At 66.9% G+C, this 15,293-nt stretch carries 9 protein-coding genes; 5 read left to right on the top strand and 4 right to left on the bottom strand.

What is annotated here, in order from left to right; translation table 11 throughout:
• Window positions 1-6 precede the first annotated feature (6 nt).
• Window positions 7-1,017, top strand: coding sequence for an OmpA family protein (locus AC1DIQ_RS09465; RefSeq protein WP_478049921.1), 1,011 nt, complete (start codon window positions 7-9; stop codon window positions 1,015-1,017).
• Window positions 1,018-1,030: 13 nt separating this feature from the next.
• On the opposite strand, the gene AC1DIQ_RS09470 is transcribed toward AC1DIQ_RS09465, so the two are convergent.
• Window positions 1,031-2,965 (bottom strand): GGDEF domain-containing protein, encoded by a 1,935-nt coding sequence (locus tag AC1DIQ_RS09470; RefSeq protein ID WP_478049922.1) that lies wholly within the window; start codon window positions 2,963-2,965, stop codon window positions 1,031-1,033.
• A gap of 100 nt (window positions 2,966-3,065) precedes the next feature.
• On the opposite strand from AC1DIQ_RS09470, the gene AC1DIQ_RS09475 reads away from it, so the two are divergent.
• Window positions 3,066-4,421 carry a sensor histidine kinase gene (locus AC1DIQ_RS09475; protein WP_478049923.1) on the top strand — a complete coding sequence of 452 codons (1,356 nt, stop codon included), beginning with the start codon at window positions 3,066-3,068 and terminating at the stop codon, window positions 4,419-4,421.
• Between the two features lie 60 nt (window positions 4,422-4,481).
• Window positions 4,482-7,931: a hybrid sensor histidine kinase/response regulator gene (locus AC1DIQ_RS09480; RefSeq protein ID WP_478049924.1), complete on the top strand. Its 3,450-nt coding sequence runs from the start codon at window positions 4,482-4,484 to the stop codon at window positions 7,929-7,931.
• A 24-nt stretch (window positions 7,932-7,955) separates the two neighbouring features.
• On the opposite strand, the gene AC1DIQ_RS09485 is transcribed toward AC1DIQ_RS09480, so the two are convergent.
• The 3 genes from AC1DIQ_RS09485 to acs form a co-directional block, all read right to left on the bottom strand.
• On the bottom strand, window positions 7,956-8,534 hold the full coding sequence (locus AC1DIQ_RS09485) for a manganese efflux pump MntP (RefSeq protein WP_121040980.1): 579 nt from the start codon (window positions 8,532-8,534) through the stop codon (window positions 7,956-7,958).
• 268 nt (window positions 8,535-8,802) lie between these two features.
• The gene (locus AC1DIQ_RS09490) at window positions 8,803-9,468 is read right to left on the bottom strand and encodes a response regulator transcription factor (RefSeq protein WP_121040978.1); all 666 of its coding nucleotides are present in this window, start codon (window positions 9,466-9,468) and stop codon (window positions 8,803-8,805) included.
• Window positions 9,469-9,643: 175 nt separating this feature from the next.
• Window positions 9,644-11,587 (bottom strand): acetate--CoA ligase, encoded by a 1,944-nt coding sequence (gene acs / locus AC1DIQ_RS09495; RefSeq protein WP_121040976.1) that lies wholly within the window; start codon window positions 11,585-11,587, stop codon window positions 9,644-9,646.
• A 382-nt stretch (window positions 11,588-11,969) separates the two neighbouring features.
• Between acs and AC1DIQ_RS09500 the strand changes: the two genes are divergently transcribed.
• On the top strand, window positions 11,970-13,397 hold the full coding sequence (locus tag AC1DIQ_RS09500) for a DcaP family trimeric outer membrane transporter (RefSeq protein ID WP_313211921.1): 1,428 nt from the start codon (window positions 11,970-11,972) through the stop codon (window positions 13,395-13,397).
• 66 nt (window positions 13,398-13,463) lie between these two features.
• On the top strand, window positions 13,464-15,119 hold the full coding sequence (locus AC1DIQ_RS09505) for an MFS transporter (protein ID WP_313219263.1): 1,656 nt from the start codon (window positions 13,464-13,466) through the stop codon (window positions 15,117-15,119).
• Window positions 15,120-15,293: the final 174 nt, after the last annotated feature.

The raw sequence follows: 15,293 nt of genomic DNA on the forward strand, positions 1-15,293 counted from the left end.
GCCCTGATGACGACCCTTTCCCCGATTGACCGTATTGCTCCGTCGCTGCTTGCCGCGGCCCTTCTGGCTGCCGTGGCCGGTCCCGCCGGCGCGCAGCAGGCGCAGTTGGTGCCGCAGCAGCAGCGCATCACCGACGAGGCGATCCATGCCGACCATGGCACCTATGAGGCCACCCAGGGCCGCATCCAGGCGCTCAATGACGGCGGGCGCCCGATCCGCGACTACCACCTGTCCAAGGCGCAGTGCTGGCTGGACGTGTCCTTCCACGAGTACAGCCGCAACGATCGCAGTGCGTTCCCGCAGCAGGCGCTGACCGAATCGGAGAAGCTGATCATCGGCATGGAGCAGGGCGTCTCGCCGCTGCCCACCGATACGCCGCTGGTGAACAACGCCAAGTACCTGCGCGATGACCTGTGGCAGCGCCTGCGGGTACTGCACGGTGCGCCGGGCTTCGTGTGCGCGCAGCAGCAGGTCGCCTGTGGTGAGGTCGAGCTGGCGCATGCCGGCAATGAGTTCAACCAGCAGCAGTGGCGCCATTCCAAGCCGTATATCCAGATCGCCGAGGAACTGGTCAATGACGCCGAGGCGCTGGCCCGCCAGTGCGACGTCGCCCCGGCCATCGTCGCTGCGCCGGGGCCATTGGTGGCCAATGTGCTGTTCGAGTTCGACCGTGATGCGTACCGCGACATCCGCACCTACTCGCTGGAAAGCGTGGACCGCGCGCTGGCCAGCATCGCCGATGAGTCACTGCAGCTGGACGGTGTGACCCTGGTGGGTCATGCCGACCGCATGCAGGGGCGTGGCTTCGATGCCAACCAGGCGTTGTCCGAGCGGCGTGCCCGTACCGTGCGCGAGCTGCTGATCGGGCGGGGTATCGATCCGGATCGCATCCGCTATGAGTACAAGGGCGATACCCAGCAGGTGCAGCAATGCGATGGCGTGCGCCCGCGGGCCGCGCTGCTGGAATGCCTGTTGCCGAACCGGCGGGTGGAGGTGCGGTTCGAGGTGACGCGCTGATCCGCCTGCGCGATCAGCGCTGTCCGCGGCCGGTCTGCACGTCCTGATCCACTGCGGGACGTGCAGGCTCCTGGCGTGGCGGAAGCCAGGCCATCGGCCGGCTTCCGGCCAATGACACCCAGCCGCAGGCCATCGCCCGTGCGGGGTCGTGCAGCAGGCTGTACAGATCCACATCACGGCCAGCTTCTTCGCCCCAGAGCATGGCCCAGGCATTGTGGCCACTGCGGCGGGCACTCTGCAGCGCTCGATCGGCTGCGCGCAGGCTGTCCTCCAGCGTGGCCGGTGCAGTGGGGAACAGCGGCAGGGGGGCCACCCCGAGAGTGGCGGTGAGCGTCAGGTGCCGCCCCGGGCCGATATCCACCACCAGCCGTTCGATCGCCGCGCGCAGGCGATTGGCCAGCGCCTGGGCCGCTGCGGCGGCGGTATCGTGACGGACCACGAGGAAGGTGCCGCCCGCCCAGCGGGCGATCCGATCATGGCGGTCGCTGTGCTGGCGCAGGCATCGGGTCACCGCACGCAGCACGGCATCCCCCGCTGCCTGGCCATGCTGCTCGTTCAGCGCCTTGAACGCGTCCAGTTCCAGCAGCATCACCACGCTGCGCTGCCCGCCTCCGGCCTTGGCCAACTCCAGGCTCAGCAGCCGCTCGGCCTCACGGCGGTTGACTGTACCGGTCACCCAGTCGGTACTGCTCAGCAGCGCCAATCGCTGCCGCTGCCGCCGCATGCGCAACAGGAGCACCGTGGCGACCGTGACGACCACCAGCAGAGCGATCAGCGCGCCGTTGCGAAGCACACGGACGCGGTCCAGATCCTGCACCGCATTGACCTCGGCCGGATCGATGCTGCGCTCGGCAGTGGCCTGCAGCTTGGCCAACTGGTTGAGGATGTCACCCTTGCTGCGCGCGCTGTCGATCGCCCGTGCCTGGCGCGCGTAGCCCAGGGCCTGTTCGCGGTGGCCCAGCAGGATATGGATGTCGCCCAGCAGGTCCATGCCCTCGCGGATCTCATCGTTGAACTGACCGCGTTCGGCCTGCATCTGGGCCTGCTCGGCCAGCGGACGTGCGGCTTCGGCACCGTGCTGGTCGATGGTCAGCCGGGCAAGCCGCTGCAGTGTCACGATGTGGCCCTGGGGATCTTGCCTTGCCTGCCAGCTGAGCACGCTGCGGAACAGGGCCTCGGCGTCGGCCAACTGGCCGCGCAGACGCTGGACTTCAGCGCGATGGCTGGCGATGCGGTACAGGAACAACTCCTGCCCGCCCAGCCGCGTGCCGATCGCCTCGGCCCGGCTGAAGGCCGTGTTGGCTTCCTCATGCCGCTGCATCCGCAGCAGTGCGTAGCCATAGTTGTAATACAGGATGAGATCGCCCGGGTTGGGCGGCCGGCGCATGTGCTGGCTGAGTACCGTGGCTTTCTGCAGATACGTCAGCGCCCCCTGTGCATCACCCATTGCATCGCCGCGGATCATGGCGATCTGCATCAGCGCGGCGATCTGGCCCTGCACGTCACGCTCGCGCACCGCGTCTTCAAGGAAGGTGTTGGTCAGCGTCAGGGCCTGGCTGTGCTCGCCACGCCAGAGCAGCAGGTGTGCGGCCATGGAGTGCGCCCGCAGCCTGTCTTCCTTGCCCGCATCGGCGCGCGCAGCGGCGGCCTGCAGCCTGTCAGGCAGATCGAGGGTCTGGCCCAGCTGGCCCTGCGAGCGCAGCGCGATGCCCAGGCAGCCCAGCGCACCGATCTCGATCGAGGCGGGCAGCGAGGGGGTGGCCAGCAGGCTGCGCGCCATGCTCAGCGACAGGCGTGGCTCACTGGTCAACAAGGCGTGACACTGTTCGACCTGCGCGGTCAGCGGCACCGTGTCGGCGGAACGCTGCGCCATCGCAGCGGACGGGGCCAATGCGAACAGGCAGACAAGCGCGGACAGTCCGCGACGGACCAGCGACAACGTACGCATAGGAGCAACGACTTCCCGGTCGAGTGCAGGCAGGCGGCAACGCATTTGGATGACCCCTCGGGGCCGGCTGCTGTCGCTTTCGGCCTGTATTCTGCCACACATGCCCATTCCGCCTCCCTCTCCCCGCGACGTGCCCGTCGCCGGCGTATCCCCCTCGCTGGGGCGCCGTACCGATGCCATGCTGCGCGGGCTGCTGCACATGGTGGGTCTGTTCCACCTGTGCATGGCTGTCTGGATAGCGCTGCGCATGGGCATGGGCCTGGATGTGATGGTGCCGTTGATCGCCGGCCTTCACGCCTTGCTGTGCCTGGTTTGCCTGCTGGAGCACCACGCAGGTCGCACGCTGCGGGCAGCCGCTGTGTTCGTGATCGGCGAGTTGCTGCTGGCGACCCTGGCCTACACGTACTGGGGGCTGGCGGCACAATCGCGGCTGCAGCTGGTGGTAATACTGCCGGTGCTGCTGGTCTCCGCCGTACTGGGGCGGCGGCCACTGGGGTGGGCCACCGCCTGGTTGAGCGGGTTGATGGTGGCGGGGGCGTGGGTGGATGCCTCCAGCCTGATGTTCCGTCCGGACCGTGTCCTGCTTGCGGTGAACGATCTGGCGATAGCTGTGTTCGGAACGTGGCTGGGAGCCTGGCTGTTGCACCACAGCGTGACCGGGCTGCGCGAGAGCCTGCAGGTGGCACGGCAGCGCAGCGCCGAGCTGGCCGGCAAGCGCGATGAACTGCAGTTGGAGATCCAGGAGAAAGAGCGCTCGCGCGAGCAGTTGGTGCACGCGATGAAGATGGAGAACGTCGGGCGCCTGGCCAGTGGCATCGCGCATGACTTCAATCACGTGCTGGCGCTGATCCAGGGATATCTCGCCAAGGCCCGCCGCAGTACCGGTGAGGAGGCGCTGCAGGAGGCCCTGCAAGGCGCACAGTCGGCGACCCGCCGTGCCGCCACCGTCAGCCGGCGGCTGCTGGATTTCAGCCGGCTGGACCCGGGGCGCCCCCAGCTGCTGGATGCGGCCGGCACGGTCATGGCCATGGAGCCGATGCTCCAGCAGGTGTTCGGCGACCGCGTGCAGTGCCGCGTCGCCACCGACGGCGCCACCGGCCAGATCCACTTCGATCCGGCGCAGCTGGAGTCCATCCTGCTCAGCCTGGCGGTGAATGCCGAGCAGGCCATGCCCGATGGCGGCCGGTTCGATCTGACCCTGATCGACCTGCCCGCCAGTGGTGAGTTGTTGATCCGGGTCAGCGATACCGGCCAGGGCATGAGTGCGGAGGTCCGCGCCCACTGCCTGGAACCGTTCTTCACCACCAAGCCGATGGGTGAGGGCACCGGGCTCGGGTTGGCGGTGACCGCCAGCCTGGTCCGCGCGGCGGGCGGCGAGGTCGAGGTGGACAGTAAACCCGGGGCAGGGACCCGGATCGGGATCCGGCTTCCCGCCCGCCAGCGGGCCACGGCATGAGCACCACGACGGGCGTGGCCCAGCCGCTACACTGCGGGCTGCGCTCGCGGAAACAACCCTGTGGTTTCTAGCTGGATCCTGCTGCTGGTCTCGGTGGCCTACGCCGCGCTGCTGTTCGGCGTGGCGTGGTGGGGCGACCGTCGCCCGATGTACCCGGATCGCCCGTGGCTGCGCCCGGTGGTCTACAGCCTGGCGCTGGCGGTGTACTGCTCGTCATGGACGTTCTACGGTGCGGTCGGCACGGCGGTGCGCAATGGCATCGGCTACCTGCCGATCTACCTGGGGCCCCTGCTGCTGTGGGTGTTCGGCTGGCGCATCATCGAGCGCCTGGCGCTGATCGCACGCAGCCAGAACGTGGTCTCCATCGCCGATTTCATCTCCTCGCGGTTCGGCCGCTCGCGCCGCCTGGCCGCACTGGTGGCGGTGATCGCGCTGATCGGCATCGTGCCGTACCTGGCCCTGCAGTACAAAGCCGTCGCGATGAGCCTGCAGGTGCTGACCGGCAACGTCGGCCCGACCGGCTTCTTCACGGATCCCGCGCTGTACGTGGCGTTGCTGATGGCGCTGTTCGCCACGCTGTTCGGTACCCGCCAGGTGGATGCCACCGAGCACCACCACGGCATGATGCTGGCGATCGCGCTGGAATCGATGATCAAGCTGATCGCGATGGTCGCGCTGGGCCTGTTCGCCTACCTGTGGCTCAACGACCGCACCGATGCGGTGATCGAGTCGGCGCATACGCTGTTCACCGGCTTGCCACCGGTCGGCTTCATTTCCCAGACGCTGCTGAGTTTCCTGGCCATCATCTGCCTGCCGCGCCAGTTCCATGTGGCGGTGGTCGAATGTGGTGACGTGCGCGACATCCGCCGCGCGCGCTGGATGTTCGGTGCGTACCTGGTGATCATCTCGGCGATGGTGATTCCGATCGCCACCGCCGGCGTCACCCTGTTCGGCACCGGTGGCAGCGTCGCCGACGACAGCATGGTGCTGGCCCTGCCGCTGGCCGAGGGCCGCAAGTTCCTGGCGCTGGTCGCCTATGTCGGCGGCTTCTCGGCGGCGACCGGCATGGTGATCGTGGCCTCCATCGCCCTGGCCACCATGGTCAGCAACGATCTGGTGATGCCGGTCCTGCTGCGCCGCAGTGGCGATCATCAAGAAGCGGCGGATGTCGCTTCGCGCGTGTTGTGGATCCGCCGCACCGCCATCCTGCTGCTGGCGCTGGTGGCCTACAGCTATTACCGCGGCAGCAGCAACGACAGTACCCTGGCCTCCTACGGCCTGATGGCCTTCGCCGCGGTCGCGCAGTTCGCCCCGGGGCTGATCGGCGGGCTGTACTGGCGCGGTGCCAGCCGCCGCGGCGTGGAAGTGGGCATGCTGCTCGGCTTCGGCACCTGGGTATACACGCTGCTGTTGCCGGCGCTGACCCAGGCCGGCTGGATGTCGTCGGCGTGGCTGGTGCAGGGCCCGTTCGGGATTGGCTGGCTGCAGCCGCAGCACCTGTTCGGCATGAGCGGCTGGGACCCGCTGACCCACGGCACGTTCTGGTCGCTGCTGGTCAATGTCGCGGCGATGGTGCTGGTTTCGGTGCGCTGGCGTCCTGGCGTGGATGAACGGCTGCGTGCGGCGCCGTTCCTGGACCCCTACGCGCAGCGCCCGTCCGTGGCCGGTGCGTGGCCGGGCAACGTGCATGTCGGTGATCTGCTGGCGCTGGCCTCGCGCGTGGTGGGCGACCGCCACGCCCGTCGATCGTTCTTCGAGCAGGCGCAGTCCATGGACCGCGAGCTGCAGGCCTCCGCGCCGGCGGACCGTGCCTGGGTGCAGTTCACCGAGCGGCTGCTGGCGGCCTCGATCGGCGCGGCGTCGGCCCGCCTGCTGCTGACCAGTCTGCTGCGCGGTTCGGGCATGGACCTGGGCGAAGTGGTGGCGGTGCTCGACGAGGCAGGGCAGGAACTGCGCTTCAACCGCGAGATTCTCTCCACCACCCTGGAGAACATCAGCGCGGGGGTCAGCGTGGTCGATCCGGACATGCGCCTGACCGCCTGGAACCGCCGCTACCAGCAGATGTTCGGGTACCCCGACGGGATGCTCTACGTGGGCCGGCCGGTCGCCGACCTGATCCGCTACAACGCCGAGCGCGGTGAGCTCGGCGAGGGCGACATCGAGCTGCAGATCAACCGCCGCATCGGCTACATGCGCGCCGGCTCACCGCACATCTTCGAGCGCACCCGCAGCGACGGCAAGGTGATCGAGATGCGCGGGCAGGCGCTGCCCGGCGGTGGCTACGTCACCAGTTACAACGACATCACCGACTACAAGCACGCCGAGCGCGCGCTGCTGGAAGCCAACGAAACGCTGGAACAGCGCGTGGCCGAGCGTTCGCATGAAGCCGAGGTGGCCCAGCAGTCCAAGACGCGCTTCCTGGCCGCGATCAGCCACGACGTGCTGCAGCCGCTCAATGCTGCCCGCCTGTTCGCTTCAGCGCTGCGTGAGAGTCACCACAACAACGAAGAGCAACGGCATCTGGCCGAGCGCGTGGACGCCTCGTTGCGTGCGGCCGAGGAACTGCTGGATGGCCTGCTGGATGTCTCCCGTCTGGATGCCGGTGGCCTGCATCCGGTGATCGGTGACTTCGACGTCAGCCTGCTGATGCGCGAGCTGGCGGCGCAGTACTCGCCCGTCGCGGCCGGCCGTGGGTTGCGCATGGACCTGTTCGCGCGGCCGGCCTGGGTACGCAGCGATCGCCGCCTGCTGCGCCGCGTGCTGCAGAACTTCCTGGCCAATGCGCTGCGCTACACGCGCCAGGGCCGCATCGTGCTGGCGGTGCGCCATCGCGGGCCGGAAGTGGAACTGCAGGTATGGGATACCGGCCCGGGCATTCCCGAACACCACATGCAGCAGATCTTCGATGAGTTCCATCGCTACCAGCAGCCGTTCGACTGGGGCGAGCAGGGCTTGGGGCTGGGCCTGTCGATCTGCCAGCGTATCTCGCGCCTGCTCGATCACCGCCTCAACGCCCGCAGCCGGGTCGGCAGCGGCAGCATGTTCTCGATCCTGCTGCCCCTCGTGGCGGCGCCGGCGTTGCCAACCGCAGAAGCACCGCCGGCACCGAGCCCGGTCACCCGCGCCGATTCCCTGGCGGGCATGCGCGTGCTGTGCGTGGACAACGACCAGGAGATCCTGGATGGCATGCGGGCGTTGCTGGGGCGTTGGCAGGTGCAGGTGATCACCGCCAGCACCGTCGACCAGGCACTGGAGAAAGTGGTTGAACGGCCGGATGTGATGCTGGTGGATTACCACCTGCATGACCGCCTGGATGGACTGGACACGCTGGTAGCCCTGGGCCAGAGGGCCGGGCGCGCGATCCCCGGTGCGCTGCTCACCGCCGACGGCCGCGATGAGCTCAAGCGGATGGCGCGTGACCGCGGTTACCGGTTGCTGACCAAGCCGATCAAGCCGGCCTCGCTGCGCGCGTTCCTGGCCGCCTTCCACGACACCCGCGGCGATCTCTAGCCGCGAGGCGGGCGTGACTGCCGATCAGGCCACGGCGCCGCTGAGGTGTTCGTACAGGATGGTGGAGCCGATGATGATCAGGATCACGCCGCCGACGATCTCCGCGCGCTTGCCGACCATCCCGCCCAATACGCGGCCGAGCATGATGCCGCAGGTCACCATGGTGAGCGTGCACAGGCCGATGACCAGCGCCATCACGCCGATATGCACGTCGAGGAAGGCCAGGCCGATGCCGACCGCCATCGCATCGATGCTGGTGGCGAAACCGGTCACCGCCAGGCGCCAGAAGCCGTGGTGTTTGCTGGTGTCTTCTTCCTCGGCGCCCTCGTCGGGGCGCAGGCCATTGATGATCATGTGCACGCCCAGCGCACCGAGCAGGCCGAACGCGATCCAGTGATCGAAGGCCTCCACATACTCCAGTGCAGCGCGGCCGAGCAGCCAGCCGATCACCGGCGTGATGCCTTCGATGACACCGAAAATCAGGCCGGCGCGCAAGGCGTCGGAAAAGCGCGGTTTGCGCATGGCCGCGCCTTTGCCGATCGCCGCGGCGAAGGCATCGGTGGACATGGCAAAGCCGATCAGCAGGATCGAAATGGGGGACATTGGGGTACGCGACAGGTCGGGCGAGAGCGAGCAACGGACCGCGGACGCGCCCAACCTGTCGTTGCGCACGCGGACCGCTGGTCTCGCCAACCAAGATGGTTGCCCGCACCACGGCGCACTGGCCGAGTATGTTGATACGGGCGATTCCTTCAGCAGGAATCCGGCTACTCCCCAAGGGGACGCGAAGCTTAGCACCGGGCCTGCGGCGTGGAGCGTTTGCCGCGAATTGCGCAGGTAGCGCTGGAATTCATAGCTCCGGCTATAACGCCTACTCTTCTTCGGGCGGCAGCACGATCTGTTCGTCATCGATGGCCAGCTTGCCGGCCATCAGCACCGCCTGGGTGCGGTTGGTGACACCGAGCTTGCGCAGGATCGCGGTGACGTGGGCTTTGATCGTTGCTTCGGACACGTTGAGGTCGTAGGCGATCTGCTTGTTGAGGCGGCCGGCGCCGAGCATCTGCAGCACCCGGAACTGCTGTGGAGTCAGCTCGCGCAGGCGCTGGCCGATCTCGCGTTCCTCGCGCCCGGTCTGGGGCACGTTGTGCGCTTCCGGCGGTGCCCAGGTCTCGCCATCCAGGATGGTGCCCAGCGCATGGCCGATCGTGTCCGAATCGGCGGATTTGGGGATGAAGCCGAAGGCGCCATGGTCGAGCGCACGGCGCATCACGGTCGGCTCCTCGCGGGCGGACACCACCACCACCGGCAGCTGCGGGTGCAGGGCGCGCATATGCACGAGCGCGTTGAAGCCCTGTGCGCCGGGCATGTTGAGGTCCATCAGGACCAGGTCGGCGTCGGTGTGCTGGTCGGCCAGCTGGTACAGCGCTTCCACGCTGTCCGCTTCGTACAGCTGCACGCCGGGGATGACGCGTTGCACGGCACCGCGAAGGGCTTCGCGGAACAGCGGATGGTCATCGGCAATCAGGAGGGTCGTCATGGTGGGGGCCATGTTGCGGAGGAATGCAGCGACGCAACGAAAAAGTGTATCGAGATGACAGCCCCCTGAGTCAGGGGGCGGCCGCGAAGCGGCGGGGTGTGGGTGCTGGTGAGTCGGGGCCCACGATCCACTGGCGGATCGTGGGAGCGACAGCGCGAATGCGATGTGGCGACCTTTACTTCACTTTCCGCTCTTCCACCAGCGAGGCCACGACCGACGGATCGGCCAGGGTCGAGGTGTCGCCGAGCTGGTCCGGTGCGTTCTCGGCGATCTTGCGCAGGATGCGGCGCATGATCTTGCCCGAGCGCGTCTTGGGCAGGCCGGGCGCCCACTGCAGATGGTCGGGCGCGGCGATCGGACCGATCTCCTTGCGCACCCAGGCCACCAGCTCCTTGTGCAGTTCATCGCTCGGCGTCTCGTCGGCAATCAGCGTCACGTAGGCATAGATGCCCTGGCCCTTGATGTCGTGCGGGAAGCCGACCACGGCCGCTTCGGCCACCTTGGGGTGCGAGACCAGCGCGCTTTCCACCTCGGCGGTACCGATGCGGTGCCCGGAGACGTTGATCACATCGTCCACGCGGCCGGTGATCCAGTAGTAGCCATCCTCGTCACGACGGCAACCATCACCGGTGAAATAGCTGCCCGGGTAGGTGCGGAAATACGTGTCGATGAAGCGCTGATGGTCGCCATAGACGGTGCGCATCTGGCCCGGCCACGAATCGCGGATGATCAGGTTGCCTTCGGTGGCCCCCTCCCGGATCTCGCCATCGGCATTGACCAGCGCCGGCTGCACGCCGAAGAAGGGCAGGGTGGCCGAGCCCGGCTTGAGATCGACCGCCCCGGCCAGCGGCGAAATCAGGATGCCGCCGGTTTCGGTCTGCCACCAGGTATCCACGATCGGGCAGCGGCTGTCGCCGACCACCTCGTAGTACCAGCGCCACGCTTCCGGATTGATCGGCTCGCCGACGCTGCCGAGCAGGCGCAGCGAACTGCGCGAGGTGCGCTTGACCGGCGCATCGCCTTCGCGCATCAACGCGCGGATCGCGGTGGGCGCGGTGTAGAAGATGGTGACCTGGTGCTTGTCGATCACCTCCCAGAACCGCGAGGTGTTCGGGAAGTTCGGCACGCCTTCGAACATCACCGAGGTCGCGCCATTGGCCAGCGGGCCGTACACGATGTAGCTGTGGCCGGTGACCCAGCCGACATCGGCGGTGCACCAGTAGATGTCGTCTTCGCGCAGGTCGAACACCGCTTCATGGGTGTAGGCCGCGTACAGCAGGTAACCGCCGGTGGTGTGCAGCACGCCCTTGGGCTTGCCGGTGGAGCCGGAGGTATAGAGGATGAACAGCGGATCCTCGGCGTTCATGCGCTCGGGCTCGCACTGCGCCGGCTGCGGGTCCACCACGTCGTGGAACCAGCGGTCGCGCGGGGCCTGCATGTCCACCGCGCCGCCGGTGTGGCGGACCACCAGCACGGTTTCCACGGTGGTGGTGCCGGGCAGCTTCAGCGCCGCATCGACATTGGCTTTGAGCGGAATCTTCTTGCCACCGCGCAGACCTTCGTCGGCGGTGATGATCAGCTTGCTGCCGCAGTCGATGACGCGGTCGGCGATCGAGTTCGGGGCGAAGCCGCCGAACACCACCGAGTGGATCGCACCGATACGCGCGCAGGCCAGCATGGCCACGGCGGCGTCGACGATCATCGGCAGGTAGATGGTGACCCGGTCGCCCTTCTTGACGCCGAGGTTGCGCAGTGCGTTGCCGAGGCGGCAGGTGCGCTCATACAACTCGCGATAGGTGACGCCCTGCGCCGGCGCATCGGGGCTGTCCGGTTCGAACAGCAGGGCGATCTTGTCGCCGCGTTTGTCGAGCTGGCGGTCCAGGCAGTTGACGCTGGCGTTGAGCTCGCCATCTTCGAACCACTTGATGCGGAAATCGTCGAGCTGGTAGCTGACGTTCTTGATGCGGGTCGGTTTCTTGAACCAGTCCAGGCGCTCGGCGGCCTTGCCCCAGAAGGCATCCGGATGCTCCACCGATTCACGGTAGAGCTGCTGGTACGTGTTCTTGTCGATCCGCGATGCCGCGGCGAACGCGGCGTCGACGGGGTAAAGATCAGCCATGGCACCCTCACTTGCACGTTGACTTGGGTTGTGCGGTCGCAGCATAAACGGCGACCTCTCCCCCTCAGTTTGCCGCATCCACCTGCCTGCGCGGTGTCGAGGTGGTTAGACCATGGTCGAACGCCGACCCGCCCGATATGACATGGCAGCCAACCCCGGCAGCTCACGACCGTTGGTCGTGAGGCAAGGCCTACCGACCAACGGTCGGTACCTGCGCGGTGCCTGCGGCACCTGCCGGTCGCCTGCCGGCGCCCGGGTCGTACTCGCCGCGTGGGGCGAGTACGACTAATGGCCAATAGCTTCGGTGCGTCAACGCGCCGCACCCTCGGCTCGACCGTGCCCCATGCGCGGCATCACCTTGCCACCCGGGAGAGAGGGCAACATGAGCCACCGTTTGCTGAGGACGACACGCCGGCCGTTGGCCGCCGCCATGTTCGTCGCACTGATCGCGCCAGGCATGGCGTTCGCCGAAACCGCAAAAGAGAAAGCCCTGGAAGCACGCGTCGTCGAGCTGGAGCGCCAGGTCCAGCTGCTGCTGAACAACCAGCAGCAACAGCAGGTCCAGATCAGCCAGGCCCAGACCGATGTCACCGCCGTGCGCACGGTCCAGGCACAGCAACCGGTGGCGGCCACGGTGCCGGCCGGCAAGCAGCCGATCCAGGTCACCACCATCACCCCCGGTGCCGCGCCGGGTACCACGGTCAAGATCGGTGGTTTCATCAAGGCCGATTTCCTGGCCACCCAGACCGGCGATGGCCAGCTGGCCGACGATGCCACCGGCCGCGCGCTGTATCTGCCGGGCCAGACCCCGGTGGCCGGTGCCGGCGGCAGCGGCAAGCGCTCGGACGTGGATTACAACGCCCACGCCAAGTTCTCGCGCTTCAATCTTGGCATCGACAATGTCAGCGAGGCCGGCAACAAGTCCGGTGCGTTCTTCGAGATGGACTTCTTCGGCAACTCGCTGGGCAACCAGACCGCGACCAATACCTACGGTGCGACCCTGCGTCACGCCTACATGTACTGGAACAACTGGATGGCCGGCCAGACCTGGTCGAACTTCATGGACGCCGCGTCGTTGCCGGAAGCGGCGGACTTCGTCGGCCCGACCGATGGCGTGATCTTCGTGCGCCAGGCACAGATCCGCTACACCCAGGGCGGCTTCAGCGTCGCGCTGGAAAACCCGGAAACCACGCTGCTCACCGGCACCCGCAACCCGGTCACCGGCGCGTGGACCAATGTAGCCAGCAACTCCGATCGCGGTGCGCTGCCGGATCTGACCCTGCGTTATGGCTGGAAGGGGGACTGGGGCACCTTCGGTGTCGGCGGCGTGGTCCGTCAGCTGAAGGTCGACAACCAGACCACCGGTGCCGATGCGGACAAGATCGCCGGCGGCCTCACCCTGGGCGGCAAATGGGTGATGGGCCCGACCGATACGCTGCATTACCAGGTCACCGGTGGCGAAGGCATCGCACGTTACATCGGCCTGGGTGTCACCGCCGATACCGCGTATGACATCGCCCGCGACGAACTCAACCCGACCGGCGTGCTGGCCGGCTATGTGGGCTGGCGCCACGCCTTCACCCCGAAGTTGCGCACCAACCTGATCTACGCGCGCAGCGATTACGACAACGACGGCAGCCTCGGCCCGCTGGTCACCAAGAGCGTGCAGAGCATCCGCGGCAACGTGTTCTACACGCCGATGCCCAAGGTCGATGTCGGCGCCGAGCTGATGTATGGCGTGCGCGAGATCGAGGATGGCCGCAAGGGCGATATCAGCCGCCTGCAGTTCACGACGAAATACAGCTTCTAAAACAAAAAACGCGTGCCGGCGTACAGCCGGCACACCACAACGATTGCTTCGGAGGGGAAGCGTCTTATGTCCACCACACCCGCACCAACGAAAGCCCAACTTACCCAGGGACACAAGAAGGTCATCTTCGCGTCCAGCCTGGGTACCGTCTTCGAGTGGTACGACTTCTTCCTGTACGGCTCGCTCGCCGCGATCATCGCCAAGCAGTTCTTCAGCGGCGTCAATGAAACCACGGGCATGATCTTCGCCCTGCTGGCGTTCGCGGCCGGCTTCTTCGTGCGCCCGTTCGGTGCCGCCTTCTTCGGCAGCCTCGGCGACCGCATCGGCCGCAAGTACACCTTCCTGGTCACGATCCTGATCATGGGCATCTCGACCTTCCTGGTCGGCGTGCTGCCCAACTACGCCTCGATCGGTTTCGCCGCCCCGGTGATCCTGATCATCCTGCGTCTGGCCCAGGGCCTGGCGATGGGTGGCGAATACGGTGGTGCCGCGACCTATGTCGCCGAGCACGCGCCGGCCGACAAGCGTGGCCTGTACACCAGCTTCATCCAGTGCACCGCGACGCTCGGCCTGTTCATGTCGCTGCTGATCATCCTGGCCTGCCGCTACTTCCTGGGCAATGAAGCGTTCGAAGCCTGGGGCTGGCGTATCCCGTTCCTGGTCTCGATCGTGCTGCTGGGCATCTCGGTGTGGATCCGCCTGCAGCTGAGCGAATCCCCGCTGTTCCAGCAGATGAAGGCCGAAGGCAAGGGCTCCAAGACCCCGTTCCGTGACAGCCTCAAGGACGGCAACCTCAAGCTGATGCTGCTGGTCCTGCTCGGTGCCGCAGCCGGTCAGGCCGTGGTGTGGTACGGCGGCCAGTTCTACGCGCTGTTCTTCCTGAGCAGCATGCTCAAGGTCGACGCGACCACCTCCTACCTGCTGATCGCCGCCGCGCTGGCGCTGGGCGTGCCGTTCTTCATCTTCTTCGGCTGGCTGTCCGACCGTATCGGCCGCAAGAAGATCATCCTGGCCGGCTGTCTGCTGGCTGCCATCACCTACATCCCGATCTTCAAGGGCCTGACCCACTTCGCCAACCCGGCCATCGAAGAAGCCCGCACCAACTCGCCGGCGCTGGTCAATGCCGATCCGAACACCTGCTCGTTCCAGTTCGATCCGGTCGGCCTGCGCAAGTTCACCAGCTCCTGCGACGTGGCCACCGCGGCCCTGACCAAGGCCGGTGTGCCGTATGAAGTGAAGCCGGCACCGGCCGGTACGCTGGCGACGGTCAACGTCGGGACCACCGCCGTGACCTCCTACGAGGCCGCAGGCCTGACCAAGGAAGAACTCAAGGCCAAGGGCGATGCCTTCGGCGGAGAGCTCAAGGGTGCGTTGGGTGCCGCCGGTTACCCGGCCAAGGCTGACAACGCGCGCATCAACATCCCCGGCACGATCTTCATGCTGTGGCTGCTGGTGCTGTACGTGACCATGGTCTACGGCCCGATCGCCGCCTACCTGGTCGAGCTGTTCCCGACGCGTATCCGCTACACCTCGATGTCGCTGCCGTACCACATCGGCAACGGCTGGTTCGGTGGCTTCCTGCCAGCGATTTCCTTCGCGCTGGTGGCCGGTACCGGCAACCTCTACTACGGCCTGTGGTACCCGATCATCATCGCGTTGATGACGGTCGTGGTCGGTGGCCTGTTCCTGCATGAAACCAAGGATGTGGATATCACCAAGTAACGGTGATCCACATGGCAAGACGAAGGGGCCGCGATGCAGATCGCGGCCCCTTCTGTGTCCGGGTAGTGCCGGCCGCTGGCCGGCTCCCGATGAACCTACGGAGAAGCGTGTGAGGCTGCCGGCCAGCGGCCGGCACTACCCTGACCCGCTGTCACGCAGCCTGCCGCTATAGTC

The organism is Stenotrophomonas sp. 05L413 (assembly GCF_056397945.1).